The 25,445-nt window shown below is 67.6% G+C and carries 24 protein-coding genes; 12 read left to right on the plus strand and 12 right to left on the minus strand.

Annotated elements, in window-relative coordinates; genetic code table 11:
- The 5 genes from AZH51_RS06955 to AZH51_RS06975 form a co-directional block, all read right to left on the minus strand.
- The gene (locus AZH51_RS06955; RefSeq protein ID WP_291523017.1) at positions 1-783 is read right to left on the minus strand and encodes an HAD family hydrolase; all 783 of its coding nucleotides are present in this window, start codon (positions 781-783) and stop codon (positions 1-3) included.
- 51 nt (positions 784-834) lie between these two features.
- Positions 835-1,887 carry a hypothetical protein gene (locus tag AZH51_RS06960; RefSeq protein ID WP_291522651.1) on the minus strand — a complete coding sequence of 351 codons (1,053 nt, stop codon included), beginning with the start codon at positions 1,885-1,887 and terminating at the stop codon, positions 835-837.
- Between the two features lie 91 nt (positions 1,888-1,978).
- Positions 1,979-3,160: an ABC transporter permease gene (locus tag AZH51_RS06965; RefSeq protein ID WP_291522653.1), complete on the minus strand. Its 1,182-nt coding sequence runs from the start codon at positions 3,158-3,160 to the stop codon at positions 1,979-1,981.
- Positions 3,157-4,071 (minus strand): ABC transporter ATP-binding protein, encoded by a 915-nt coding sequence (locus AZH51_RS06970; RefSeq protein WP_291522655.1) that lies wholly within the window; start codon positions 4,069-4,071, stop codon positions 3,157-3,159. Before AZH51_RS06970 ends, AZH51_RS06965 begins: the two co-directional genes overlap by 4 nt.
- 65 nt (positions 4,072-4,136) lie before the next feature.
- The gene (locus AZH51_RS06975) at positions 4,137-4,796 is read right to left on the minus strand and encodes a response regulator transcription factor (protein WP_291522657.1); all 660 of its coding nucleotides are present in this window, start codon (positions 4,794-4,796) and stop codon (positions 4,137-4,139) included.
- A gap of 60 nt (positions 4,797-4,856) precedes the next feature.
- On the opposite strand from AZH51_RS06975, the gene AZH51_RS06980 reads away from it, so the two are divergent.
- From AZH51_RS06980 to AZH51_RS06990, 3 genes are all read left to right on the plus strand, one after another.
- Positions 4,857-6,599 carry a pyruvate dehydrogenase gene (locus AZH51_RS06980; protein WP_291522658.1) on the plus strand — a complete coding sequence of 581 codons (1,743 nt, stop codon included), beginning with the start codon at positions 4,857-4,859 and terminating at the stop codon, positions 6,597-6,599.
- 232 nt (positions 6,600-6,831) lie between these two features.
- Positions 6,832-7,431, plus strand: a complete 600-nt coding sequence (locus tag AZH51_RS06985) for a hypothetical protein (RefSeq protein ID WP_291522660.1) — start codon at positions 6,832-6,834, stop codon at positions 7,429-7,431.
- Complete coding sequence (locus AZH51_RS06990) at positions 7,428-8,045, plus strand: hypothetical protein (protein ID WP_291522663.1); 618 nt, start codon at positions 7,428-7,430, stop codon at positions 8,043-8,045. The genes AZH51_RS06985 and AZH51_RS06990 overlap by 4 nt, the downstream gene beginning before the upstream one ends.
- A gap of 8 nt (positions 8,046-8,053) precedes the next feature.
- On the opposite strand, the gene AZH51_RS06995 is transcribed toward AZH51_RS06990, so the two are convergent.
- Together AZH51_RS06995 and serS are read right to left on the minus strand one after the other, a co-directional pair.
- Positions 8,054-9,331 (minus strand): histidine kinase, encoded by a 1,278-nt coding sequence (locus AZH51_RS06995; protein WP_291522665.1) that lies wholly within the window; start codon positions 9,329-9,331, stop codon positions 8,054-8,056.
- A 5-nt stretch (positions 9,332-9,336) separates the two neighbouring features.
- Positions 9,337-10,647 (minus strand): serine--tRNA ligase, encoded by a 1,311-nt coding sequence (gene serS, locus AZH51_RS07000; RefSeq protein ID WP_291522666.1) that lies wholly within the window; start codon positions 10,645-10,647, stop codon positions 9,337-9,339.
- Positions 10,648-10,686: 39 nt separating this feature from the next.
- On the opposite strand from serS, the gene AZH51_RS07005 reads away from it, so the two are divergent.
- Complete coding sequence (locus AZH51_RS07005; protein ID WP_291522667.1) at positions 10,687-11,598, plus strand: diacylglycerol kinase family protein; 912 nt, start codon at positions 10,687-10,689, stop codon at positions 11,596-11,598.
- 44 nt (positions 11,599-11,642) lie between these two features.
- Here AZH51_RS07005 and AZH51_RS07010 read toward each other — a convergent pair whose 3' ends face one another.
- Positions 11,643-11,951, minus strand: coding sequence for a hypothetical protein (locus tag AZH51_RS07010; protein ID WP_291522668.1), 309 nt, complete (start codon positions 11,949-11,951; stop codon positions 11,643-11,645).
- A gap of 19 nt (positions 11,952-11,970) precedes the next feature.
- Between AZH51_RS07010 and AZH51_RS07015 the strand changes: the two genes are divergently transcribed.
- A complete protein-coding gene (locus AZH51_RS07015) occupies positions 11,971-12,417 on the plus strand; it encodes a class F sortase (RefSeq protein WP_291522669.1) in 447 nt (148 codons plus the stop codon).
- Here the strand turns inward: AZH51_RS07015 and pheA are convergent.
- On the minus strand, positions 12,414-13,331 hold the full coding sequence (gene pheA / locus AZH51_RS07020) for a prephenate dehydratase (protein ID WP_291522671.1): 918 nt from the start codon (positions 13,329-13,331) through the stop codon (positions 12,414-12,416). The genes AZH51_RS07015 and pheA overlap by 4 nt on opposite strands.
- The gene (locus tag AZH51_RS07025; RefSeq protein WP_291522673.1) at positions 13,331-13,810 is read right to left on the minus strand and encodes a DUF4446 family protein; all 480 of its coding nucleotides are present in this window, start codon (positions 13,808-13,810) and stop codon (positions 13,331-13,333) included. Before AZH51_RS07025 ends, pheA begins: the two co-directional genes overlap by 1 nt.
- A 37-nt stretch (positions 13,811-13,847) precedes the next feature.
- Here AZH51_RS07025 and AZH51_RS07030 point away from each other — a divergent pair, with 37 nt between their 5' ends.
- Together AZH51_RS07030 and AZH51_RS07035 are read left to right on the plus strand one after the other, a co-directional pair.
- Complete coding sequence (locus tag AZH51_RS07030; protein WP_291522675.1) at positions 13,848-14,489, plus strand: TMEM165/GDT1 family protein; 642 nt, start codon at positions 13,848-13,850, stop codon at positions 14,487-14,489.
- A gap of 18 nt (positions 14,490-14,507) precedes the next feature.
- Positions 14,508-16,616 carry a hypothetical protein gene (locus tag AZH51_RS07035; protein WP_291522676.1) on the plus strand — a complete coding sequence of 703 codons (2,109 nt, stop codon included), beginning with the start codon at positions 14,508-14,510 and terminating at the stop codon, positions 16,614-16,616.
- Here AZH51_RS07035 and AZH51_RS07040 read toward each other — a convergent pair.
- Both AZH51_RS07040 and AZH51_RS07045 read right to left on the minus strand, forming a co-directional pair.
- The gene (locus AZH51_RS07040) at positions 16,507-17,733 is read right to left on the minus strand and encodes a glycosyltransferase 87 family protein (RefSeq protein WP_291522677.1); all 1,227 of its coding nucleotides are present in this window, start codon (positions 17,731-17,733) and stop codon (positions 16,507-16,509) included. The genes AZH51_RS07035 and AZH51_RS07040 overlap by 110 nt on opposite strands.
- 14 nt (positions 17,734-17,747) lie before the next feature.
- Entirely contained in the window at positions 17,748-18,371 is a 624-nt protein-coding gene (locus tag AZH51_RS07045; protein WP_291522678.1) for a hypothetical protein, read from the minus strand.
- A 74-nt stretch (positions 18,372-18,445) separates the two neighbouring features.
- Between AZH51_RS07045 and AZH51_RS07050 the strand changes: the two genes are divergently transcribed.
- From AZH51_RS07050 to aspT (AZH51_RS07070), 5 genes are all read left to right on the plus strand, one after another.
- Entirely contained in the window at positions 18,446-20,464 is a 2,019-nt protein-coding gene (locus AZH51_RS07050; protein ID WP_291522679.1) for a hypothetical protein, read from the plus strand.
- 99 nt (positions 20,465-20,563) lie between these two features.
- Positions 20,564-21,076, plus strand: a complete 513-nt coding sequence (locus tag AZH51_RS07055) for a hypothetical protein (protein ID WP_291522680.1) — start codon at positions 20,564-20,566, stop codon at positions 21,074-21,076.
- 26 nt (positions 21,077-21,102) lie between these two features.
- Positions 21,103-21,888 (plus strand): GNAT family N-acetyltransferase, encoded by a 786-nt coding sequence (locus AZH51_RS07060; RefSeq protein ID WP_291522681.1) that lies wholly within the window; start codon positions 21,103-21,105, stop codon positions 21,886-21,888.
- 113 nt (positions 21,889-22,001) lie between these two features.
- Positions 22,002-23,690 (plus strand): aspartate-alanine antiporter, encoded by a 1,689-nt coding sequence (gene aspT, locus AZH51_RS07065; protein ID WP_291522682.1) that lies wholly within the window; start codon positions 22,002-22,004, stop codon positions 23,688-23,690.
- 21 nt (positions 23,691-23,711) lie between these two features.
- The gene (gene aspT / locus AZH51_RS07070; protein WP_291522684.1) at positions 23,712-25,415 is read left to right on the plus strand and encodes an aspartate-alanine antiporter; all 1,704 of its coding nucleotides are present in this window, start codon (positions 23,712-23,714) and stop codon (positions 25,413-25,415) included.
- The last annotated feature ends 30 nt before the right edge of the window (positions 25,416-25,445 follow it).

Here is a 25,445-nt window from a genome sequence, read left to right on the forward strand (position 1 = left end):
TCACAGCAGCGAGCGCAGGACGGTCGCCGCGCCGTCTTCATCGATGGTGCCGGTGACCTCATCGGCGACAGCCTTCACCTCGTCGGGGGCCTGACCCATCGCCACCCCGCGTGCCGCCCACTCCAGCATCTCCAGGTCGTTGCGGTGGTCACCCACCGCAACGGTGTCGCCCGGCTCGACAGCCAGGAATCGGCGTACCTGCTCCAGAGCGGAGGCCTTGGAGACGCCCTCGGGGTTGATGTCCAGCCAGGCCGAGAACCCGACCGCGTAGTTGACCTCGTGCAGACCCAGGCGCTCGGCCAGTTCCAGGAAGTCCTCGGCGGTCCCGCTGGAGGAGCGGAAGGTCAGACGGGTCGTGGGGTGCTCGGCGAGCTCCTCCCACGAGACGACCTTCTGCACCCCGTTGAGCTCACCCTCGGGGAACGGTGCGCTGAGCAGGAAGCCTTCACCCAGGACCTCGACCGCGACGGTCGCGTCGGGCCAGGCGTCGCGCAGCTTGCTCAGCACGGGGCCGGGGTCGAAGGTGACGGTCTCGACCAGGTGATAACCCGCGGGCGCGGTCGGATCCAGCATGATCGTCACCGCGCCGTTGGAACACACCAGATAACCGTGGGTCAGGCCGATGTGCTCAGCGACCGGGGTGGCCGCGATGACCGAGCGGCCGGTGGCGATGACCACGTGGTGGCCCGCGTCGGCGACCGCTCGGACGGCGTCGCGCACCTCATCGGACATAGTCCCGTCGAAATGCAGCAGCGTGCCGTCGATGTCCAGGGCCACGAGCATCCGGGTCACGCGATCACTGTACGGGGCGCCGACCCCGCCGCGACGGAGGTATCAGCTACGGCGCAGCAGACCGAGCACCCCGGCCGCTGCCATCAGGATTCCGCCGACCAACGTCACCCACAGGCCGACTCCCGGCTTGTAGGTCGCAGTCAGCGCCACACCGGCACTCTTCAGCTCGTCCGTGTCGAGGAAGGTCGAGATCTGGGTGATCTTGTAGATCGCGAGCCCGAGAACGATCAGGCCCCCCACGATGGCGGTGATCGCTCCTGGCAGCGGGAGCTTCCCCAGCAGCGTCAGGACGGCGAGAACGAGGACCACCACCGCAAGGACGATGACGATCCACCCGGTAGTGATGCCGCCCTCGGAGGTCACGTTGTCCGCGAACTGCCGGAGGACTTCCGAGTTGTTGGGCAACGTGACGCCCACGCCACCAACGCCGTTGGCGGTGACGCCGATGTCGCCCTGGGCCAGCAACGGGATGTTGAGCGTCGCGGTGAACCAGTTCAGCAACGAGCCCACGATGGCCACGAGCGAACCCAGGATGGCGCCGAGGGCGCCCAGCCGCGCCAGCGGACTGACCGGGGTCGTGGTGGCAGCGGGCTGGCCGTAGCCGGGAGCGCCGTAGGCCGGTGCGGCGTACTGCTGGCCGTACTGCTGGGGCTGGCCATACTGCGGCGGCTGGCCGTACTGCTGCGGCTGGTTGTACTGCTGTGGCTGGCCGTACTGCTGTGGCTGGTTGTAATCCGGCTGGTACTCGGGCGCCGGGTTGTATCCCGACTGCTGGGCCGGGTAGGCCTGGGGTGCGTACTGTGCCGGGGCGGTCGGCTGGGGCGGATACTGCTGAGGCGCCTGCGGATACGACTGGCTCTGTGGCCGGTAGGAGGGCGCGCCGTACGGGCTGCTGATCGGCGTCTCCTGCGTCGGCGGGGTGACCGGTGTCGCCTGGGTGACGTCGCTGGAGCCGACCGCGGGGCTCGCGTCGGGAGCCGGATTGGCGTACGGCGAGGCGGGCGGCGTCTGCGGCTCCGGCTGCTGAGGGTCGGCTTGCTGGGGGTCGGGTTGCTGGGGGTCGAGTTGTTGAGCATCGGGCTGCTGATCGGTCATGACGGTCTCCGCGCTTGTGTGACGGCGCCGTGCGGCGCACTCCTTCCCTCAATCTAGGAGGAAAGGAGGCGCCGCACCATGTCGGGAATACTCAGTCGTCCCTCAGCGCAAGGGCTTCCCGGTAGCTGAGCCGGTGTCCGGTCTGCAGCAACGAGCGCCGGTAGAGCCGCTCCGCCACGCGAACGATGACGTGCGCCGCGGCCAGACCGATCAGCAACGCCACCACCGGCTCCCACCAGGCGGCGTCCCCCGACACCACCCGCACCGGCATCGCGATCGTCGACAACAGCGGGATGTAGGAGGCGACCGTCAGGAACAACCCGCTGCCGGAGATGCCCACGATGAAGACGATCACCACCAGCATGGTCAGCGGTGTCGACGTGGACTGCAGGTCCTCGTTGCGGGTCGCGAGCGCACCGGCGACCGCCCACACCGCGGCGAAGGTCACGAAGCCGACGATGAAGAACAGAATGAACCAGAAGATCCCGCCGGACACCTGCGACAGCAATTCGCTGCGACCGGTCGCGATCAGCCCGATGATGCCGGCGAGCGCGAAGATCGCGACCTGTGCCAGGGCAAGGATGGTGTTGCCGACCACCTTGCCGATCAGCAACTGCCGCAACGGGATTGCACTGGCGAGAATCTCGACGATGCGGTTCTGCTTCTCCTCGATGACACTGCTGGCGATGGACATTCCGAAGAGCAGCGCCGCGATGTAGAACAGGAAACCGAAGACCAGACCGATGATCTTGCCGGTGCTCTGTTGGTCATCTCCGGACTGCAGCAGGTCGTAACTGACGGTGCTGCCCCTGGCCAACTGGTCCATCGACACCCCTGCTGCGGCTGCGTTGCGTTGCAGCGCCTGTTGCTGCACGGCCTGCGGGATCCAGGTCTGGGCCGCGCTGTCCTTGCTGGACTTGCTCACCAGTCGCCAGCCGCCGTCGCTGGTGGGAAGGAGCGCAACGTCCGCCTTGCCGTCGGTGACGGCGCCCTCGGCAGCCCGTCGATCGGCGTACGTCGAGGTCTTGAAGGTGACCTTGTCCGATCCGGCCGCGTGCGCGGTCTTCTCGGCCTGTTGAGTGACTGCTACCGCCGCCGGGTCGATGACCGCGACCTTGGTGGTCTGGGGCCGGCTGGCGAGATAGCCCTGGACGGCGAGGGATCCGACGATCAGGAGCAGGACGACGACCGTGGAGACGATGAAGTTGCGGTCCTTGAGCTTGACCGACATCTCGCGGGCGGCGACGATCCGCCATAACTGATTGGTTTTCATGCCAGCACCTCCTGCTTCGCCCGGGCGCTGCCGGTGGTCACGTCCCGGTAGATGTCGGCCAGGCTGGGACGGATCGGTCCGAACTCCAGCACCGACCCGCGGGCCATTGCCGCACGCAGGACCGCATCGGCCTGATCGGGCGAATCAAGCTGCAGCACAGCTGAATTACCGTCGATATCGATAACGCGGACATCGCTCTGATCGCGCAACCAGCCGGCGTCGCCACTCAGCACCAGACGGTGCCGGACGGTCTCGGTGGCCCGCAGGTCATCGGCCGTTCCTTCGGCCAGAACCTGACCGTGGGAGAGGATCACCAGCCGGTCGCACAACCGCTCCACCAGATCCAGTTGGTGGGAGGAGAAAAGCACGGGTACGCCGCGGCCGGTGAATTCGCGCAGTAGCGCGGCCATCGAATCGACCGCTGCCGGGTCCAGCCCAGAGAACGGCTCGTCCAGGACGAGCATCGTCGGATCGGCCACCAGCGCAGCGATGATCTGCACCCGCTGCTGATTACCCAGGGAGAGCGACTCCAGTTTGTCGCCGGTGCGATCAGCCAGGTCGAAGCGCTCCAACAGTCCGGTCGACCGACTCGTGGCCTCCTGCGCGCTCAGGCCGCGCAGCCGGGCCAGGTACACCAATTGATCGAGGATCGGTTGCTTGGGGTAGAGCCCGCGTTCTTCAGGCATGTACCCGAAACCGCGGCGGTCGGTGATGGTGATCGCGCGACCCTGCCAGTCGATCTGGCCGCCGTGCTGGGCGAGAACGCCCATGATCATCCGCATCGTGGTGGTCTTGCCGGCCCCGTTGCCGCCGACGAACCCGGTCATGGCGCCGTCCGGCACGCTGAAACTGACCCGGTCGACGGCGACGTGGTCGCCGAACCTTCGGCTGACGTCTCGTAGCTCCAACATGCCTTCGACGCTACGGCGGGTGCCCGGTCGGGCGGATCCGCCCGCGGGCGGAGATTGTCTGTTCGCTACTCCCCCGGCAGGACGAGACCGCTCTCATAAGCACGTACGACGGCCTGCACCCGATCGCGTAGCTGCAACTTGGCCAGGACGCTGGATAGGTGGGTTTTGACGGTGCTTTCGCCCAGGACCAACTGCTGCGCGATCTCTGCGTTGGACAGGCCTTTTCCGACCAGCGTCAGGACTTCCAACTCGCGCGGGGTGAGTTGCTCCAGAGTGCGGTCCGGCGCGGGGGTAGGGGTCGCCGTACTGCGCTCGATCACCCGACGAGTGACCTCGGGGGCCAGTAGCGCGTAGCCCCGGCCCACGGTGCGGATGGCGTCGGCCAACTCTTCGGGGCTGGTGTTCTTCAGCAGGAAGCCGCTGGCTCCGGCGGCCAGGCCTTCGAAGAGGTAGTCGTCACGGTCGAAGGTCGTCAGCAACAGCACCTTGGCCGTCCCGGCCGCCACGATGCTGCGGCAGGCGTCGATGCCGTTCAAACGAGGCATCTCGACATCCATCAGAACCACGTCCGGCGCCAATCGGTTTGCAGCTTCGACGGATTCGGCGCCATCGGCAGCCTCCCCAACCACGTTGATGTCGGGTTCGACCGAGAGCATCATCACGAACCCGCTGCGGACGAGAGCCTGGTCATCGACCACCAGGATGCGCAAGGGTGCCTCAGCCATGGCTCGACGATATCGAGCGGCTAGCGTGGGAGACCCAGCCGACCGAGAGGACACCCGCTCGTGAAACTCGCCCAGCAACTTGTCGGACAACTGCAGGACGCCGGTGTGCGCCGGATCTACGGAATCGTGGGTGACAGCCTCAACCCGATCGTGGACGCCGTGCGGGAGACGGGTGGCAGCGCCAAGGGCGGGATCGACTGGATCCACGTGCGGCATGAGGAGGCGGCGGCGTTCGCGGCTTCGGCGGATGCCCAGTTGACCGGTGAGCTGGCGGTGTGTGCGGGTTCGTGCGGGCCAGGCAACCTGCACCTGATCAACGGTCTGTACGACGCCAATCGCACAGGAGCACCGGTGCTGGCGATCGCCAGTCACATCCCCAGCACCCAGATCGGGCAGTCCTACTTCCAGGAGACCCACCCCGACCGGCTGTTCAACGAGTGCAGCGTCTACAGCGAGCTGGTCAGCACCCCGCAGCAGTCTCCGCGCGTCGTCCACGCAGCGATCTCGCACGCGTTGGGCGATGGCGGTGTGGCGGTCGTGACGCTGCCCGGCGATCTGGCGTCGTTGGACTCGGAAGGCGAGCCCCCGGCGTACGTGCCGATCGAGCACGGGCACCTGATGCCCGCGCCGTCCGTCGTGCAGCAACTCGCCGAGGCGATCAACTCGGCGTCCCGGGTGGCCATCTTCGCCGGCTACGGCACCGGTGAGGCGCACGACCAGGTGATCGCACTCGCGGAGAAGATCGGTGCTCCCATCGGGCACAGTCTGCGCGGCAAGGACCAGATCCAGTGGGAGAACCCCTACGACGTAGGGATGACCGGGCTGCTCGGGTACGGCGCGGCGGCGGCCGGGATCGAAGACGCTGAGCTGTTGTTGATGCTCGGGACCGACTTCCCGTACAACCAGTTCCTACCCGATGTGCGCACCGCGCAGGTCGACCGGCGGGCGGCCATCATCGGGCGCCGGACCGGGGTCGACATCCCGGTGCACGGTGACGTCCTGCCGACGTTGCTGGCGTTGGAGGAGTTCGTCGAGCCGAAGAAGGACCAGAAGTTCCTGGCCAAGACTCTCAAGAAGCACGAGCGGTTGATGAGCAAAGCCGTTGGTGCGTATACGAAGAACGTCGAGACGCGGGTTCCGATCCATCCCGAGTACGCCGCGTCGATCCTGGACAAGGTGGCCGCACCCGACGCGATCTTCACGGCGGACACCGGCATGTGCAATGTGTGGACGGCGCGCTACATCGAGCCGTTGGGAACCCGCCGGTTGATCGGATCCTTCCTGCATGGGTCGATGGCCAACGCGCTGCCGCAGGCGCTGGGGGCGCAGTTTGCCTTCCCCAACCGTCAGGTGGTGGCGGTGTGTGGCGACGGCGGCCTGTCGATGCTGCTGGGGGACATGCTGACCGCGAAGATGTACGACCTCCCGATCAAGGTCATGGTGTTCAACAACGCCACACTCGGGATGGTCAAACTGGAGATGCTGGTCGACTCCATGCCGGACTTCGGAACCGACACTCCCTCAGTCAATTTCGCGGATATCGCTGCCGCGATGGGGTGGCATTCCATCCGGGTGACCGATCCGCGCCAGTTGGAAGGGGCCTTCGGTGAGTCGTTGGCCTCCGACGGGCCGTCGCTGGTGGACATCGTGACCGACCCACGGGCGCTGTCGATCCCGCCCAAGATCACCTCCGAACAGCTCTTCGGTTTCGCGACGGCAATGAGCAAGATTGTGCTGAACGGTGGCGCCGGTGAGGCGGTCGCGATGGCCCGCTCCAACCTGCGCAACATCCCGCGCGGCTGAGAGCGACTCGGCGTGCTGGGCTGGCGGCATTACCCGCGTCACCAACCTCCCCACCTGCCGGAGCGACCCTGCAATTAGTCGCCTTCATAAGGCCGCCTTATGAAGCAAACCAACGACACCATCGCCCCGACGCTCGCCGACAGCCACGGACAGCGTCGGTCTGCTGGCCCGTTGTCCACACTGTCGACCCTGAGCTGAAGCGGCCCACGGCTCACCGTGCTGGGCTGGCGGCATGACACCCGTCGCCACCCTCGCCCCGCCTCTCACCGACAGCTACGAACAATGCCGGTATGCCGAACAGGTAGCCCGGTGGGCGCGGCTGCTCCTGGTGCGAGCTGCCACCTTCCTTCTCGTGACACAGGACGCCGTGGCCACGGAACTCGGGATCAGCCAACCGGCGGTCAGCCAACAACTCGCCGCGACGAAGATCGCGCACGTCCAGCGACTCGACCGCGGTCTGCTGCTCGATGCAGCACCTCCGGCGCTCGAATGGCTCGCTGCACGAATGGGATTCGATGCCATCGAGGCGCGCGACTGCTGCTGGCACCCACAACCAGAACCTGCCGCACCGGCCACCGCACCGGACGATCCCGACGCCTCCGACCGAGCCTGGATCGAACAGGCCACCGCGTGGCTGTTCGGCGAATCGCTGGTCGCCTCCGTCGATGAACCACCGATCGACGTCTTCGTCCGGGTGCCTGTGGGGCTCGCCCGCAACGAGGTCGAGCAGTTGCGCGGCATGGCGGGGCGGCTCCTGCGTCGCGAGGTCGTGATGCATTCGCAGGTAAACACTGCTCCCGCGGCAGTCCCCGGTGGTTCAATCCCTTCATGAGTCCCGAGCCGGCCAGCCCCTTGCGTCGTCATGGCGCAGCGTGGGCGGCGGCCGCCCTGGCCGTCGCGGCCGTGCTGCTCTTCGTCGCTGCGCGATGGGTGCTTACGCCGCATGCGTTCGCTGACACCGGGGCCACCATCGGCGCTCATCCGGGGATCGGTCACACGGAGTACTTCGGGATGGCGGTCGAACCCGATCCTGGGAACCTGCCTGGCTTCGCAATGAGTTCGTCAGCCGGCGGACCACCGGTCCAGGTCGGCGGCCCGACCCAATTACCCCAGCGATCCGTCACCGTGAACGTCGTCGATGCGCGTCCCAACGTGACCGAAAATTCCAGCAACGCGCACCTTTCGCTCCTCTACTGCGTTCGTCGCACGAAGAATCTGGGTATGGGTTCAGGATTCGCCGACACGCTCCACGAGGTGTGCCGCAGCGTCGAGCCGTTGGGCACCGGGACGCGCACCCTCGACGACGACTCCGACGTGGTACTGGCGGTCACACCTACGCGCGTCGGCACGGTAGAGGTCGACGGAGTGACCCTCGACTATCAGGACGGTCTACGTCGCGGAACCCAGAGTGTCGGCGTAACCATCGTCGCCGATACCACCAACTAGCGAAACATTCACAGCAAGAAGGGGATCCGGGCTCGCACCCGGAAGCCACCCGTAGCCCGCGGCCCGATCTCCGCCTCACCCCCGAGCGCCGCGACCCGTTCCCGAATCCCCTGCAGCCCGAGGCCCGTTCCTCTCGTGCCCGGCAACGGCGAGCCGGTGTCGAGGACTTCCGCCTCGACGTACGCTCCATCACCGGCGCGCGTCACGCGCACCGTCACCGACGCGGTCGCCGCTGACGAGTGGGCGCGCACGTTGGACAGCGCCTCCTGCACCACCCGGTAGACCCCGAAGCCGGTCGCGGCCGGCACCCGGTCCGCCAGCCCGTCCTCGTCCACCAGAACGTACGTCGCGCCAAGACCCAACGTTGAGAACTGGGCTGCCAGCGCTGGGACGTCCGCAAGGGTCGGCGCCGGTGTCCGCGACTCGGCGTCATCGCCACGCAACGTGCCCACGAGGGAGCGCATCTCGGTCACGGCCGAACGCGCCGAGGACTCAACGGTTTCCAACGCGCCAGCCGCTGCCGGCGGGTCGACCGTGAGCACGCGACGCGCAGCAGCGGCCTGCACCCCCATCAACGCAACGTGATGCGCCACCACATCGTGCAGTTCGCGAGCGATGCGCAACCGCTCGTCGACCACGGAACGGTCGCGCAGTTGTGCGGCCTGCACCTCGATCAGACCCGCCTGGTCGGCCAGCGCCGCCCGCTGGCGGGCATTACGCCAGTCAAGCGCCCCACCCAGGATCGCGCCGCCGAAATAGATGGCGTTGATCAAGTAGATGTACCCGGTGAGGGCGGCGGGATAGGGCAACGGGCCCGGTGAGGGCTGCCCCTGCAACTTGGTCCGGTTGACCAGGTCGATGGTCACCCACACCATCAGCGCCGCGACACACAACCCCACGACGGTCATCGTCCGACCCCGCGGTGCACCCCACGCCACCGCCGCGTAAAAGGCTGCGAGATAGAGGAATTGCAACACGATGCTGGTCGCCAGCGGTGGCCACAGGATTCCCGAAACGATCCACAGCACGGTGACCGCCAGCACCGTCGCGATCGGCAGACGTCGCCGCCACACGATGACCACACCCGCAAGCACCAACGGCACATGCTGCACCACCACCGGCGCGGTGATCGTGCTCAGGGAGCCGAGGCTGCGCTCCAGCTCCAGGCCGAGCGCACCAACCACGACAAAGGCAATCGCGATCGCGATGTCCCGACGCCACCACGCCTGCGGCAACGGTCGTCGCCACGGGTCTCCGACGCCGAAAAACGCTCCCACCGTGGCCACGGCCGTCAGCTGACCGGCTTCAGCACGTCCTCGCCGACGAACGGGGCCAGCGCCGCGGGGACGCGCACCGAACCGTCCGCCTGCTGGTGGTTCTCCAGGATCGCCACCAACCAACGAGTCGTCGCCAGCGTGCCGTTCAGCGTCGCCACGATCTCGGACTTGCCCTCCTGCGTGCGGAACCGGGTGTTCAGGCGGCGGGCTTGGTACGTCGTACAGTTCGACGTCGACGTGAGCTCGCGGTAACGGCCCTGGGTGGGCACCCACGCCTCGCAGTCGAACTTGCGCGCGGCCGGGTTGCCCAGGTCGCCCGCGGCGGTGTCGATGATCCGGTAGGGCACCTCGATCTTGGCGAGCATCTCCCGCTCCCAACCCAGCAGCCGCTCGTGCTCGGCCTCCGCCTGCGCCGGGTCGCAGTAGACGAACATCTCCAGCTTCTGGAACTGGTGCACCCGGATGATTCCGCGGGTGTCCTTGCCGTGCGAGCCAGCCTCGCGGCGGTAACACGTCGACCAGCCGGCGTAGCGCTGCGGACCCTGCGACAGGTCGATGATCTCGTCGGCGTGATAGCCCGCGAGCGCCACCTCAGAGGTACCGGTGAGGAACAGGTCGTCGGCCTCCAGGCGATAGACCTCGTCGGCGTGCTCGTCGAGGAAGCCGGCCCCGGTCATGATGTCCGGGCGCACCAGCGTGGGCGTGATCATCGGGGTGAAGCCGTGCTCGACCGCGAAGGCCAGACCCATCTGCAGGAGCCCGAGTTCGAGGCGCGCGCCGACACCGGTCAGGAAGTAGAACCGCGAGCCGCCGACCTTGGCGCCGCGCTCCATGTCGATCGCCGCGAGTCGCTCACCGAGGGCCAGGTGGTCCATCGGCTCGAAATCGAACTCGGTGGGCGAGCCCACGACGTCACGGACCGTGTAATCGTCCTCACCGCCGCTGGGAACGCCCTCGATGATGAGGTTGCCGACCTTCTTCAGCAGCGACTCGAAGGTCGCCGACTGTTCGTCGGCCTGTGCCTCCAGCGACTTCACCTGGGCCGCCAGCGCCGCGGCGTCCGTGCGTGCTTGCTCGGCCTGCTGCTCCAGGGCGGTCACGTCCTCGCCGCGTTTGCGGGCGGCGTTCAGCTGGCCCATGGCGGCGCCGACCTGCTTGCTGACCGACTTCTGCTGCGAGCGCAGTTCCTCGAAATGCGACAGCGCCGATCGCCGAGCGGAGTCCGCCGCCAGGATCTGGTCCACCAGGGACTCGTCGGCTCCCCGCGCCCGTTGACTGGCTCTGACCCGCTCGGGGTTCTCTCGCAAGACCTTGATGTCGATCACGATCGTTAGGCTAGCCCGGCCCTGGGATAGGTTGCGGTCATGCCCATGGCCGCGGTGATCGTCAACCCGACCAAGGTTTCCGACGCCGCGAAGATGCGCGCCCAGGCCCACTCCGTCTTCCAGCACCACGGTTGGGAGGAACCGTTGTGGTTCGAGACCACCGTGGAGGACACCGGTCGTGGTCAGGCGCTGGAGGCCATCGCGCTGGGTGCCGACCTGCTGTGCCCGTACGGCGGTGACGGGACCGTCCGTTCAGTGGCCAGTGGCGCACTGGGCAGCGGGATCCCGTTGGGACTGCTCAGCGCGGGCACGGGAAACCTGTTGGCCCGCAACATGAAACTGCCCCATCGCCGGTTCGAGGACGGTCTGGCGGCCGCGCTGAGCGGGCAGGCCCGGCCGATCGACGTCATGCGCATCACCATGGACCGGGAGGGTGATGGTCAGTGGAGCGAACCCGAATACGGCCTGGTGATGACCGGGTTCGGGCTCGACGCGGACATTCTGGGTGGGACCCCCGAAACGTTGAAGGCCCGGTTGAGCTGGCTGGCCTACCCGGTCAACGGGCTGCGTCACGTGCGGCACGACCTGGTGCCGATGAGCATCACCTTCGATGCGGACGAACCCGTCCAGACCGAGGTCACGACGGCGATCGTCGGCTCCTGCGGCCTGCTCACCGGTGGTGTGCAGCTGATGCCGGGTGCCCGCTTCGACGATGGGGACCTCGATGCCGTCCTCATCCGGGCCGGTGGCCTCCTGGGCTGGCCGAAGGTCGTCGCCGGTATCTTGAGCCGCTCGAAGAGATCCACGCACGCCGTGGAGCGCCGCGTCGCCCGCCGGGTCGAACTGCGGGCCGGCCGGCCCACACCGATCGAGATCGACGGCGACCACCTGGGCAGCGCGATCGGCGTACGCCTCGAGGTGCTACCCAGCGCCCTCACCGTGCGCGGCTGACCCATGCGGGGCGACGTCCGAACAGCCAGGAACACCAGGCACACTCAGAGCATGACTCGCCGCCTGCTGGCTCCCGCGATCCTGACCGCGGCCGCGCTGACCCTCGCCGCGTGCGGCGGCGGCACCTCGAGCGCCCCATCAGGTACGACGATCGGCAGCTCCGCGGCCAGCGCCACCTCCACGACGGGCAGCACCGCATCGGCCACCAGCAGGTCGGCGACCAGTACCTCAACGACCGCCACAGACCCGTCGCCGCGGTCGTCCAGCACGCTCGCGAGCAGCACACCGAGCACCAGCGGGTCCACCGGGGGCGGGGGGAACAACGTCCTGCCCGACCCGACCGGGTACTCCACGCCGACCACGGTGACGCCGGTGGGAAACGGTTGTGTGCCGGCGCGCCTGTCGGTCAGCAGTGTCGGCATCGACGGCGAGCAGGTCGTGGCGATGGGCACCAACGCCCAGGGCCAGATCTATCCACCGCCGAGAACGACCATGTGGTACGACAAATCGGCCCAGCTCGGCACCGACGGCCGCACCGTGATCGCTGGTCACGTGACCTACGACGGTCCCGATGAGTTCTACGACCTCGACCAGGTCGGCGTGGGCGCACCCATCAACATCACCTGCACCGATGGCCGCCGCCTCACCTACACGGTCACGAACAAACGCTCCGAGTTGAAGACGAAGGTCACCACGGACCAGCAGGTGTGGGGCGGCAGTTCGTCACCGGTGCTGGTGCTGATCACCTGCGACAAGAACAGCCCGGTCGTCGGTCAGCACCATCTGAACAACTACCTGGTGTGGGCCACGCCCGCCTAACCCAACGACTGCAGCCACTGCCGTGCATCGGCGAACGCTGCGTCACTGGCCGCTGACTCTACGGTCGCGGCTCGCAGATCGGCCCGCGGGTAGGAGCCCAGGAAGCGCACATCCGCCGCCGTCCGCCGCAACCCCAGCAGCGCATCGGCGACCCGTTCGTCACGCAGGTGACCCTCCAGGTCGATCGAGAAGCAGTAGCTGCCCATCGCCGCACCCGTCGGACGCGACTCCAACCGGGTCAGGTTGATCCCGCGGGTCGCGAACTGCTCCAACAACTCCAGCAGCCCACCGGCCCGGTCGGAGTGCTGGTAGAGCACCAGCGTGGTCTTGTCGAAACCAGTCGGCTTCGGAAGCCAGCCGGGCCGCGCCACCAGGACGAACCGGGTGACCGCCGTCTTGTTGTCCCCGATGTCCTCGGCCAGCACCTCGAGCCCTCCGGCGGCGACCCGTGCGCAGACCGCTGCGTCGTACGGCGCTGGCTCACCGGCCGCGAGCGCCGCCTCCAGCGCCTGGGGTCCGGCCGCGGTCGACAGCGCGGGCACGTACGTCGCGCCGGGGATGTGCTCGGCGGCCCAGCCGCGGACCTGGGCCCAGGCGTGCGAATGGGTGCCGACCGTGCGGACGTCCGCGAGCGCCGTACCGGACGGGGCGACCAACACGAAGGTGATCGGCACGAGCACTTCGCCGACGATGACCAGTTGGAGTGCGTTCAGGGCATCGATGGTGGCCGGTACGCCGCCCTCGATCGAGTTCTCGATCGGCACCATGGCCGAGTCCACGTCGCCGGACTGCACCGCCCGCAACGCGGCGTCGACGGTGGGGAAGGGCACGTGCTCGGCACCCTTCGCGGGCCGCCAGGCGAGCAGCGCGGCCTGGGTGAAGGTGCCTTCGGGACCGAAGTATCCGTAGCGCATCAGGCGTCCTTCCGGTTGGTGCGGGCGGCGGCGATGGCCTGCTGCTCCTCCGGGGTGAGCTTCACCTCGGAACGACCGGCCAGCACACCCTTGGCGTAGGTGCGTGACTCGTCGCGGGCGTGGATCGAGGTGATGACCAGTCCGTCGCCGGAGTCGTCCAGCAGCGCCGCCGAGAACGATAGCCGCCCCCCGGAGTCGCCGAACGCGTCGTACCGCACGACCGCTACATGCCGCAGGGCTGCCGCGACATGGGGCGTCAGCCCGTCGACGCGGGAGGTGAGGGCCCCCAGGTGCCGCTCGATCGACGTACTGCGATCGGCCTGGCGGGTGAGCACCGCGAGCGCGTCGCGGCGCTGCTCCGGCGGCCACAGGGTGATGAACTGCCGCTGGATCGCGCGCAACCGCAGCAGCGCGGCGACCGCCACCAACAGCGCCAGCACGGCGAGGGTGAGGGCGAGCACAACCAGGGCGGTGGACACGGGATCGAGGGTACGGCGTGCGTAGACTTGCGCCGTCATGGATCTGGGATTGATGGTCACCGTCTTCGTCACCATCTTCCTGGTCGAACTTCCCGACAAAACCTTCATCGCGACGCTGGTCCTGGCGACCCGGTACCGCCCGATCCTGGTGTGGATCGGGGTGTGTGCGGCGTTCCTGGTGCAGACGGTGGTCGCGGTTGCCTTCGGTGGTCTGATCGGGCGGTTGCCCGAGAAACCGGTGCACGCGGTCGTCATGGTGCTGTTCGCGATCGCGGCGGTCCTGCTGATCCGCGGCGCCAAGGATGCCGCGGCCGAGGAGGCCGAGACCGAGGAGGAGTTCGCCGAGAAGGCGACCGCGCCGGCTTCGGGTTTCCACGCGATCACCGCGTCGTTCCTGATCCTCTTCCTGGCCGAATGGGGCGACCTGTCCCAGTTGGCGACGGCCGGGTTCGTGGCCAAGAGCGGTGGCGGACTGGGCAACGCGCTCAGCGTGGGCATCGGCGCGTTCCTGGCGTTGGCCGTCGTGTCCGGGCTGGCGGTGCTGCTCGGCCGCAAACTGCTCGACTACGTACCCCTGTCGATCATCCGGTTCGTCGGCGGACTGGTCTGCGCGCTGTTCGCAGTCCTGCTCGCGCTACAACTCCTCGGGGTCTCTCTACCGTCCTGGCTGCCCTTCTGACCCACGTAATCTTGCTGGGTGATCCGGCGCTGGCTCCTTGCGGTGGCCGTCGTCGTGCTCGGGATCGGTGCCGCGTCGGCCACCATCACCTGGCTGTCGGCTCGTCCTGCGGTGCAACGGATCAGTCAACCCGGCCCGCTCGTCATTGTGTCGATGCCCACCCTCACCTTCGAGGGCGCTAGCTCGCACACCACCCCGGCGCTGTGGGCGATGGCCCGCACTGGTGCCGTCGCCGTCATGACGACCCGCAACCTGTCCGCGCACAGTTGCAGCAACCAGTCCTGGCTGACGTTCGGCGCCGGATCTCGCACAACCATCGGTCGGCCCGTCGGCGAGACACCCACCAACGGCCGGCCCGGGACGTGTAGTGCCGAACTCCAACCGGTGCAGGACGGGGACGGCGCCTACTTCCCGGACTGGGCCACGTGGCGCGCGGCCGTGCCCGGCTCGGGCAACAAGCCCGACCTCGGCCTCGTCGCCTCCTCGCTGGCAGCTCACGGGCAGTGTGTGATGGCAGCCGGCAAGTACGTCGCTCTCGGGGCTGCCGACCGGACCGGCCGGATCGCGCATTACCAGCGCAGCATCGACGACGTCCCGCTCACGACCTGCCCGGTGACGCTGATCGGCCTGGACGGCCCGGACGACCACTACCTGTCCCAGTTGCTGGCCCGGTTGCCGGCCAAAACGACGCTCGTCGTGACCGGCGCGGCCGACGACACGACACCGGAGTCGCTGCGCGCGGTGACCATCATCGGCCCGGGGGTGCGGCACGGTCTGGCGACCTCCGCCTCCACGCGCCAGATCGGACTGCTGCAGACCACCGACCTGTCGGCACTGACGCTGTCCCGGATCGGCACGGCGGCCCCGGTGCTGCCCGAAGGTCGTGCCCCGCTGGTGCAGCCGACGTCCAGCCCCACCGCCCCTGTCGTCCGCGTCGCGCAGTTCACCAAGGCACTCGAGATCGAGCACGGGTTCGTGCTGCCGTTCTTCCTGAGCTTTCTGGGTGGCACCGCGCTCGCGTGTGCGGTGGGTGGCGTGTGGTGGTGGCTGCGCCGACCCGGGTTCAGCCGGGGCCTGCGGCGGTATTTCGCCGGCGTCGCCGCCCTGGTCGCAGCGACCCCGGTGGCCACTCTCCTGGTCGGGTTCCTGCCCTGGTGGCGGGCCGACCAGCCGCGGGTGGTCCTGGGCATGTTCACCTTCGTGGGAGCCGTCTTCATCGCCGCGGCCGCCGTGCTCGGACCCTGGGGCCGGCACCGACGGGGGCCGGTGGTCTTCCTCGCGGGCTTCACCCTCGTCGTACTCGGATTGGACGTCGTGCATGGCTCGGCGCTGCAACTGACCTCGATCACCGGATTGCAACCGGTGTACGGCGGCCGGTTCTACGGGATGGGCAACGTCGCCTATGCGTTCTACGCGACGTGTGCGCTGCTCCTGGCCGCGGCGCTCGCAGGTGCCCTGCTGGACCGGCAGGCCCGCACGCTGGCGGTGCTCACCGTGCTGCTGATCGGCGCCGCCGTCGTCATCGTCGACGGTTATCCGAGGTGGGGCGCTGACGGGGGCGGGACGGCGGCCCTGATCCCGGCGTTCGCCTATCTGGCGATCAACGCCGCCGGCCGACGGGTCACCTGGCGCCGGATCCTGCTCATCCTCGTTGCGAGCGCGGTGTTCGTGCTGGGCCTGGCCTTCCTGGACTACCTACGGCCCGCTGAGGATCGCAGCCACCTGGGCGACTTCATGGCCGGGGTGATCGATGACGGTTCCACCGGGCCGCTTGCTCGGATCTGGCAGGCGAACTGGACGATGCTGATCTCCTCGCCGATCAACCTGCTGGTCCCGGTCCTGCTGGTGCTGGTGATCGTCGCGCTAGGCTTCCCGGACTCGCGTCTCGGCCGGCCGCTGCGGCCGTTGTTCGACCAGGTCCCGTTCTACGAGCGCGGTCTGGCGGCGGCCGCGGTCTGTTGGTTGATCGGCTTCCTCAGCAACGACTCCGGCACCGCGATACCACCGGCCGGGTTGCTCATGGCGATACCGCTGACCGTTCTGCTGGCCGCGAGTCCGGCGTGGCGACTCGACGACGTACCGCCGGTAGCGACCACGCCAGAACGCCGAGCAACAGCACTGCGATGAGGCCGTAGCTGTCGTTGAGCAGTTGCCAGCCGGGGTTGCCACTGGAGGACGCCGGGAAGTCCAGACCCTGTTGCAGTCGCCACTGCCCCCACCAGGGCAGCGGCATGGTGAAGAGCAACCAGAAGATCGCGGCGGCCAGCAGTTTGCGGACCTGCAGGAGCGCGGCCAGCGCCACCATCACCCAGACGAAGTGGTGGATCCAGGACACCGGTGAGACCAGGACACCGACCAGACCGACGGCAGCGGCTTCGTGCCACAGCCAACCGCGCTGGTAGGCCAGCCGGGCGGTACCCAGACCGAGGACCATGACGACCAGGACCAGGAACAGCCACAGCGCTGTCGAGTCCCAGTGCGCGCGCAGCAGCATGCCGCGAAGGGCCTGGTTGGACGTTCCGTCGTTCAGGCCCAGCCGACCCGGGTCCTGCAGGGCACCTCCCCAGAACGCGAAACTGGCGTTCGGCAGCAACACGAACGACACCAGCGAGAAGCCGGCCGCACTGCCGGCGGCGGTGGCCGCGGCACGCCACTGGCGGGTCACCAGCAGATGCACGATGAAGATCCCGGGCGTGAGCTTGATCGAGGTGGCCAGCCCGATCAGCACCCCGCGCGGGATCCGGCCGCTGCGCCCGGCCAGATCCAACAGCACCAGGGCCATCAGGAAGATGTTCACCTGGCCGAACTTGATCCCGTCGCCGACCGGCTGCAGGCAGCCCACCGCAGTCCAGATACCGGCGAGCACCAGCGGCCACCACTGCCCGCAGCGCTGGGCTGGTTCGCGGAACAGCCACCACACCAGGGCCCCGAGCACCGCGAACTGGGCAAACGTCCACAACCAGCCGGCCAGCGCGAACGGGATCAGCGCCAACAGGATGGCGATGATCGATGCGATCGGCGGGTAGGTGAACGGCAATAACTGCGGGGGCGCGGTCACGGCCTCGTAGACCGGCCGACCGATCAGGTTGGAGATGCCGGCGTTGCGGTAGACCTCGAGGTCCACCAGCCACCGGGTCGGCGGGGTCTGGACCAGGAAATGGTTGATCAGCATGTAGGGCCGGATCAACGCGACCACGATCGCGGCCGCCCAGATCCAACGGGTCGGGCGGGCAGCAGCGGTCACCCCGGCATTCTGCCTCAGTGCGGCGGTGATGCCGTAGCCGCCAGCGATCGCCGCGCCGCGTCGATCTGCGTGGTGTGCGCATCCCAGTAGTCCGGCGTCGCGGTGATGACGAAGCGATGTTGCACGCCCGCCGGGTCGAACGCGATGATCGCCCAGCCTTTAACCGGCACCTGGGCGACGCAGGTCCACTCCAGAGCCAGGCCGATCAAGCCCTGTTGTTCCCAGCGCACCGGTTGCTTCGCGTGGAACCCGGTGAAGCAGCTGTGTCCGTTGCTCTGCGCGAAGTCACCGATCGCCTCGGGCTGGGCGAGGTAGGTCTGTCGTCCGTCCTCGATCAGCGCTCGTTCCCGCTGGATCGAGACGTCTGTGCCGGGGCGCGGGGCGGTGTCCACCTCATGGATCGCGATCAGATCCGCGGGCTGCTCCCCCGAGCCACCGACCAGCCACACCGTGCGATGGGCCAGATACTCCTGGACCCGGACGGCCTGGTGACCGGTCGTCAGTTTCCAGTCGGGTGGTAGTGCCACCCGCAGCGTGTCGTCCTCGGTCGTCCGCACGGAGATCGATGTGCCGCAACCGGCGACGACCAACCCGGCGAGGACGATCCCGGCGCAGCAGCGCACTGTTCGGGTCCACATGCGGCTGAGGCTATGGGGACCGGTTCAGCCGCTGCAGAAGTTATCCACAGGGACGGTCGATTAGTCTCGGGCCCGTGGTGCGGCGTTGGGTGATCGCGGTCGTGTCGATCGCCGCGTTGTTCACCGTCGCCTACGTTGCGACCGGTCTCATCACCGCCCGACCCGCGCCCAAGCCGGTGGTGACGGCCGGCCCGGTGGTGGTGGTCGCCGTACCCGGATTGTCCTGGACACAGGTCTCCGCCTCCCGGACCCCCGCGCTGTGGCAGGTGCTCGACTACGGCGCGACGGCCAACCAGGTCGTACACACCGTGGGATCGACCGCGTGTACGCCGAGTGCCTGGCTCACGCTGGGCGCCGGACACGGCGTTGACGCGGCCGGGTGCACCGCACCGGCACCGGTCGTGACGGGCGGCACGGCGACGTGGCCGGCCTGGTCACAGTGGCATTCCTCAGATGCGGGCATCGGCCTGCTGGGTTCGACCGCTGCACAACACGGCAAATGTGTGGAAGCGGTCGGACCGACAGCCGCGCTCGCCGCGGCCGACTCCACCGGGCACGTCACGCACTACGCGTCCTCGATCGCGTCGGCTTCCTTCGCGACCTGCGCGGTCACCCTGGTCACGGCAACCGCCTCGGATCTGAACACGATCGTCGGCAAACTGCCCGCAACGGCGACGCTCATCGTGACCGGGTTGTCCGACGGCTCGACCGGTGACGCGGGTCTGCGGCTGGCCTACGCGCTGGGCACGGGAGTGCCTGCGGGAGTGCTGCGTTCGGCCTCGACGAAACAGCCGGCCCTCATCCAGACGGCCGACATCACGGCCACGTTGCTGACCGCGCTGGGTGAGCCCTCGTTGCCGGCAGCCGTGCACGGCCGGCCGTTGCAAGTGGTTCCGACCCCGCAGAGTGCCGCTGCAGCGGCTGCTTCGAACGCTGCACTGGCACGGGCTGTATTGGTGAATCATGTTGTGCTGGTGTGGTTCTGGCTGGCGTGGGCGGTCGCGTTCGTGGTGCTGCTCGGCTTCGTCATCCGGGCCCGTCCGCTGTGGACGCGACCGGCGTTGGCCTATCTGGCGGCCGTCCCCATCGGCACCTTCCTGGCCGGGCTGCTGCCGTGGTCGCGGTGGCCGGCGCCGGGGGTGTGGCTGGTGGTGCTGTCGCTGGCGTGGGCCGGTCTCGTGGTGGCTGTCGCCTACGCCGGTCCGTGGCGGCGCTGGATCGGCTCTGCGTGGGTGACGGTGTGCGCGGTGTCCTCCGTGGTGTTGGCGCTGGACGTGATGCACGGCTCGTCGCTGCAACTGCCCGCGATGCTGGGACTGCAGCCGGAGTACGGCGGGCGGTATTACGGGATGGGCAACGCGGGGTATGCCATCTTTGCGACCGCTGTGTTGATCCTGGCCGGGCTGCTCGGTGGCCGGTTGATCGCCGTCGACGAACGCCGGCTTGGCGCGTGGACCATCGGATTGCTCTGTGGTGCAGCGGTTCTCATGCTCGCTGCGCCGATGTGGGGAGCGGATTTCGGCGGGCCGCCGCCCTTGCTGATCGCCGGTGGGATCATGGTCGTCCTCGCACTGGGGCGGTCGCTGTCCTGGCGTCGCCTCGCGTTGATCGTGTCCTTGGCCGTCGCGCTGGCGGTAGTTGCTGGAGTGCTCGATGCGCTGCGACCGGCGTCGTCGCGTAGTTACCTCGGCCGGTTCTTCGCCGGGTTGTTCGACGGCTCCGGCGGCATCGTCGGGGAGAAACTGGGCGCCAATCTGAAACTCCTGGTCGCCACGCCCGCGAGTCCGCTGATCCCGCTCGGTCTGATCTTCTGCGCGTACGTCGTGTGGCTGGCCGGCCGCCCCTCCCAGCCGGGGTGGTCCTGGGCCAGGCGCCTTGGCGACGCGGTGGGTCTGTCCGAACCACTGGTGGTCGAGGCTGACACCCGGGTGGGCGCGCAGGAGGTGCCGTTCCTGCGGGAGACCGCGATCGGCGTACTGGTGATGGTGGCCATCGCGATGGTGATCAACGATTCCGGTGTCGCCATCCCGGCCATCGCGGCCCTGATTGCTTTCCCGTTCGCCACGGCACTGGCAACGCGGGAGCCGCTGTAGCGCCGCGCTCGCAATTCGCGCGGGTTATCGACAGATGCGCGGGTTATAAACCGCGCGGATGTCGATAACCCGCGCGGATCCGTAGATAGGCTTCCCGTCGTGACCTGGGTCAGCGAGCACCGACGAGCTTTCGTTGCGCTGGTCGCGGCAATCATCATCGCCCTCGCGTCCGCCGTGGTCGCACATGCCAATGACCGCGGCAATCCCGACCCGGGTGGTTCGCGGATGGCCGCTATCGAGACCGCCGCCGCACAGTTTCTCCCGACGACAGTGTCGAAGGTCAAGACCACAACCCAGGGCTTCCGTTGGGGAACCGGGGGCTGCGACGGCGGTCCCGCGGGCTGGACGAGGGGTCAGGTTGACGTGACCTTCGACGGACCGGCGGATCTGCCAGCCCTCGTGAATTCTCGTGTCGCCTCCGTGAAGTGGCAGGCCGCCGCAGAATCCTCATCCCAGCCCGCGGCCGTGCAGGACCCCAACGCAGTGGCGACCTATATGCCGACCGGGTCGAATCCGTACGGCGAGCAGGCCCTCCTCAGCCGTGGGCAGCACGGCGGGTGGGATCTGTGGGTCACGACTGATCCAGCGGTGAACCCCGACCACAGCTGCTAGGCAGTCCCCTGTGGCAGGGTGACCGCGTGCATCCGTTGCTGCAGCAGTTCCATGAGCAGATCCGCCTCGCGAACCGTGAGTCCGAAGGCGGGCCCGGGATCGTTCACGACACCGATGGCCCGGTCCGGCGCCGCTACGCGGTCACCCCCGGGTCGTCGTACGCCATGGTGGAGTCACCCGAAGGGCTCGGCGACGATCCCGACCACTGGATCACCCGGACTGCAGCCTTCTTCAGCGACCGCGACGAGCGGGTGGAGTGGAAGACCTACTCCTACGACCCGCCCGCCGACCTCGGAGAACGACTGTCCCGCAACGGTTTTCAGGCCGAAGATCCTGAGGCCCTGCTGCTGGGGGAAGCCAAGGCACTCATCCATGAGGCTCCGTTACCCGATGGATTGACCATGCGTGAGGCGGATTCGGCGGAGGACTACACGCGCATCCACGACCTGATGCAGATGATCTGGGGTCCGCGCGACGGTGACATGACCGCGGAGCTACGCCGCGAAAAGGCCGCGGATCCGACCTCGCTCGACATCGTCCTCGTCGAGGAGGACCGAGATGGGCCAGTGCTGTGCGCAGCGTGGTGCCGCTACACACCGGGCACCGATTTCGCGTCCATGTGGGGCGGGTCAACGCTGCCGCAGTGGCGCCGGCGCGGTATCTACCGAGCCACCGTCACCTGGCGGGCGCAGCGGGCCGTCGATCGTGGATATCGCTACATGCGCCTGGACACCTCACCGGACTCCAGGCCGATCCTCACCCGCCTGGGCTTGCAGCACGTCGCCGACACCACGCCGTACGTCCACCCGTAGGAATCTATCCGTAGGGGTGTAGGAGGGGTTGACCGCCCATTCACAGGTGCGAGTAGCTTCCGACAGGTAGCGCAGGTCCACCCAACGACGGGCATACACCGGGGGTTGGCAGGATGTCACTTCTTCGCGATCACGCCGAGCTAGCCATCTTCTTGTGCATTGCCGGTGGCTACCTCGTCGGTAAACTTCATCTCGGCCCGATCAAACTGGGCGGTATCTGCGGCACGCTGATCGTGGCACTGCTCATCGGCACTCAGCACGTCAAGGTCGATAACGACGTCAAAGTCGTCTTCTTCGCCCTCTTCATCTTCTCGCTGGGCTACATGGCCGGTCCGCAGTTCTTCGCCAACCTGAACAAACGCAGTCTGCGCTTCATGGTTCTGTGTTTGATCGAGCTCGTCAGCGTCCTGAGCATCGCCTTCCTCCTGGCCAAGGCCTTCAAACTTGACCTCGGCACGGCCTCCGGAATCCTCGCAGGAGCGGCGACTGAGTCGGCCGTCGTCGGGACGGCCACAGAAGCCATCGGCAACGTGCCGGGCCTGACCGCGAAGCAGATCACCCAGTACCAGAACAACGTCGCGACCGGCTACACCGTCTGCTACTTCTTCGGGCTGATTACGATCGTCCTGCTGACCAGCCAGATCTACCCGCTGTTACTGCGGATCAACCTGCGAGATGAGTGCCGCAAGATCGCGGAGTCCATGCGCGGTTCGAGTGATGCGATCGCCTCCGACGAAGAGCTCGCGCTCCCCTACCTCGTCGGGCGCACCTTCCAGGTCTCCGAAGCCGCGGGCAAGACCGTGGGCGCCGTGGAGTCCGCGCTCAACAAGGATGTGTCGGTCGAGTCGGTACGCCGCGTGGGCGCCCCCCAGCTGAGCGTCGACTCGGACCTGGTGCTCCAGTCGGGTGACACCGTGCTACTGGTCGGAGGACGCTCGGCGGCCATCCAAGCCGACTCGGTGATCGGCCCGGAGGTCGCCGGCGACGCCGAGGCGCAGAGCCGAGTGACCACCAAACAGGTGACCCTGACGGAGAAGGAGGTGGATGGCAAGACGCTCGAGCAGCTGCAGGACGAACACGGTGAACTGCGGGGTTCCGGCGTCTTCGTCACCGATCTGATCCGCTCGACCGACCAACACCTCCCGATGACGCCCGCGACGGTGCTGCGGCGCGGTGACATCGTCACGCTCGTCGGAGCGCGAGCCGCGATCGACCGGTTCGTGAAGAAGGTAGGTGTCACGGTCACCAGTAACGCCACCGACTACATCTACCTGGGTCTGGGTATCGTCATCGGCTCGCTGATCGGTCAGCTCTCGATCAAGCTCGGCGATGTTCCGCTGTCGCTGGGGACCGGCGGCGGTTGCCTGGTGTCTGGTCTGATCTTCGGTTGGTTCCGCTCTCGCACCCAGGTGATCGGTGCCTACCCGCCGCAAGCAGCAACCACGCTGAAAGACCTCGGCCTGTCCATCTTCATCGCCTGCACCGGACTTGCCGCCGGACCGGAGGCGCTTCCGATGCTCAAACAACACGGGCTGCTGCTGCCGCTGGCCGGCATCGGCATGGTCCTCGTCCCGGCGACGATCTCGTTGATCGTGGGCCGCAAGCTGCTGAGCATCCAGGACCCCATCTTGCTGGGCGCCATTGCCGGTCAACAGTGTTCGACGCCGGCCATCACCTCACTGACCCAGACCGCGGACAGCTCGGTGCCGATGCTGGGCTACACGATCACCTACGCGTTGTCCAACTTCCTACTCCCCCTGACCGGACCCATCCTGGTCGCCCTACTCGTCGCATCGAAGTGAGCCCAGGGGGCGGTGAACGAGATGTGGACGTTTCTGACCGACCATGTTTTCAAGCCTCACCCCGAGCTGCTGGTCTTCATCACCATCGCCATCGGCTTCCTGGCCGGGAAGCTGCACTACCGGACCATCGCGTTGGGCGCCGTCACAGGCTGCCTCGTCGCCGGCTTGGTCATCGGCGCGCAGGTCAAGGTGCAGATCGACGGCACGGTCAAGAACCTGTTCTTCACCCTCTTCCTGTTCGCGCTCGGCTATAAGGTCGGACCGCAGTTCTTCCGGGGCCTGAAGAAGGACGGTCTGCCGCAGGTCCTCAACGCGGTCATCGTGGCAGTGACCGGCCTGCTGGTCTGCTGGCTGTTCGCGTCCCTCCTCGGCTACGGCCCGGGTCTCAGCGCCGGCTTGTTGTCCGGTGCGCTCACCCAATCAGCCGCGATCGGGACAGCCAGTGACGCAATCGCCAGCCTCCCCGGCCTCAGCGCCGCGCAGGTCCAGCAGCAACAGAATCTGGTCGCCGTCGGGTACGCCGTGTGCTACCCCCTGGGCACCGTTCTGTGTGCGGTGCTCCTGGCCAACGTGTTGCCCAGGCTCTACCACTGCGATCTCGCGGCCGAATCGGCCGATCTGGCAAAGGAACTCGACACACCCAACAACGACCCCGACACGCGCAACTCCTACGAGGAGTCGGTGCTGCGGGCCTACACCGTCACGCACAACGACCTGGTCGGGCAGACGATCGAACAGTTCGAGCAGGACCAGCACCGCCAGGGGCGGCGGATCTACATCACCCGAGTCCGCCGCGACGGCACGATCATTCACCACACCCAGGACACCGCGATCGAGCAGGGCGACGTCGTGGCTGTCAGCGCGCTACGGCACGACCTGGTCGAGTTCGACGCCCGCAGCCACATCGGACCCGAAACCGATGACGTGACGTTGCTGGGCTATCTCAGCGAGACCATGCACGTCGTCGCGTCCAACGACAAAGAGTTGGGGCGCACGATTTCCGAGCTGCGCCAGCAACCGTTCATGGTCGGGGTCTACATCGACAAGCTCTACCGGGCCGGTGCTGAGTATCCCTACGTGCTGACCACGAAGGTCGAACGCGGAGACACGCTGACCCTCACCGGCCCCAAACGCCTGGTCGACCCGGCGGCCCGGGCGATCGGCGTACCCGTCCCGACCAGCTTTGCCACCGACATGGTCTGGGTGGGGCTCGGAACGTTCCTCGGCGGTTGCCTCGGCCTGCTGTCGGTGACGATCGGTGGCATCCCGATCTCCCTGTCCACCTCCGGTGGCGCGCTGATCATGGGTCTGGTCTTCGGATGGCTGCGCGGCAAGTACCCGACGTTCGGGCACGTCCCGCCCGGTGCCCAATGGATGATGGACACCCTCGGGCTGTGCGTCTTCGTCGCGATCGTGGGCCTGAACGCCGGGCCATCCTTCGTGTCCGGTCTCAAACAGGCCGGCTGGGGCCTTCTGGTCTTCGGGGCGATCGCCACCCTCATCCCACTGATCGTCGGATTCCTCTTCGGGCACTACGTGCAGAAGATCCGCTTCCCGATCCTGATGGGGGTCCTGGCGGGTGGGCAGACCACCACCGCGGCGATCGGCGCGGTCAACGAGACCTCGAGATCGCAGATCCCGACCCTGGGCTACACCATCCCCTACGCCATCAGCAATGTCCTGCTGACCATCTGGGGGGCGGTCATCGTCATCCTCAACCACTGATCCGACATCGCTGACCTGACCTCACGACCC

Origin of the sequence: Branchiibius sp. NY16-3462-2 (assembly GCF_001594145.1) — a bacterium.
Taxonomy (GTDB): domain Bacteria; phylum Actinomycetota; class Actinomycetes; order Actinomycetales; family Dermatophilaceae; genus Branchiibius.

Coding starts and splice junctions, on each gene's coding strand:
- AZH51_RS07030 (WP_291522675.1), top strand. CDS start 13,848: ATGGATCTGGGATTGATGGTCACCGTCTTCGTCACCATCTTCCTGGTC.
- AZH51_RS06975 (WP_291522657.1), bottom strand. CDS start 4,796: ATGGCTGAGGCACCCTTGCGCATCCTGGTGGTCGATGACCAGGCTCTC.
- AZH51_RS06985 (WP_291522660.1), top strand. CDS start 6,832: ATGACACCCGTCGCCACCCTCGCCCCGCCTCTCACCGACAGCTACGAA.
- AZH51_RS07005 (WP_291522667.1), top strand. CDS start 10,687: ATGCCCATGGCCGCGGTGATCGTCAACCCGACCAAGGTTTCCGACGCC.
- pheA (WP_291522671.1), bottom strand. CDS start 13,331: ATGCGCTACGGATACTTCGGTCCCGAAGGCACCTTCACCCAGGCCGCG.
- AZH51_RS06960 (WP_291522651.1), bottom strand. CDS start 1,887: ATGACCGATCAGCAGCCCGATGCTCAACAACTCGACCCCCAGCAACCC.
- aspT (WP_291522684.1), top strand. CDS start 23,712: ATGTGGACGTTTCTGACCGACCATGTTTTCAAGCCTCACCCCGAGCTG.
- AZH51_RS06965 (WP_291522653.1), bottom strand. CDS start 3,160: ATGAAAACCAATCAGTTATGGCGGATCGTCGCCGCCCGCGAGATGTCG.
- aspT (WP_291522682.1), top strand. CDS start 22,002: ATGTCACTTCTTCGCGATCACGCCGAGCTAGCCATCTTCTTGTGCATT.
- AZH51_RS07045 (WP_291522678.1), bottom strand. CDS start 18,371: ATGTGGACCCGAACAGTGCGCTGCTGCGCCGGGATCGTCCTCGCCGGG.
- AZH51_RS06970 (WP_291522655.1), bottom strand. CDS start 4,071: ATGTTGGAGCTACGAGACGTCAGCCGAAGGTTCGGCGACCACGTCGCC.
- AZH51_RS06990 (WP_291522663.1), top strand. CDS start 7,428: ATGAGTCCCGAGCCGGCCAGCCCCTTGCGTCGTCATGGCGCAGCGTGG.
- AZH51_RS06955 (WP_291523017.1), bottom strand. CDS start 783: ATGCTCGTGGCCCTGGACATCGACGGCACGCTGCTGCATTTCGACGGG.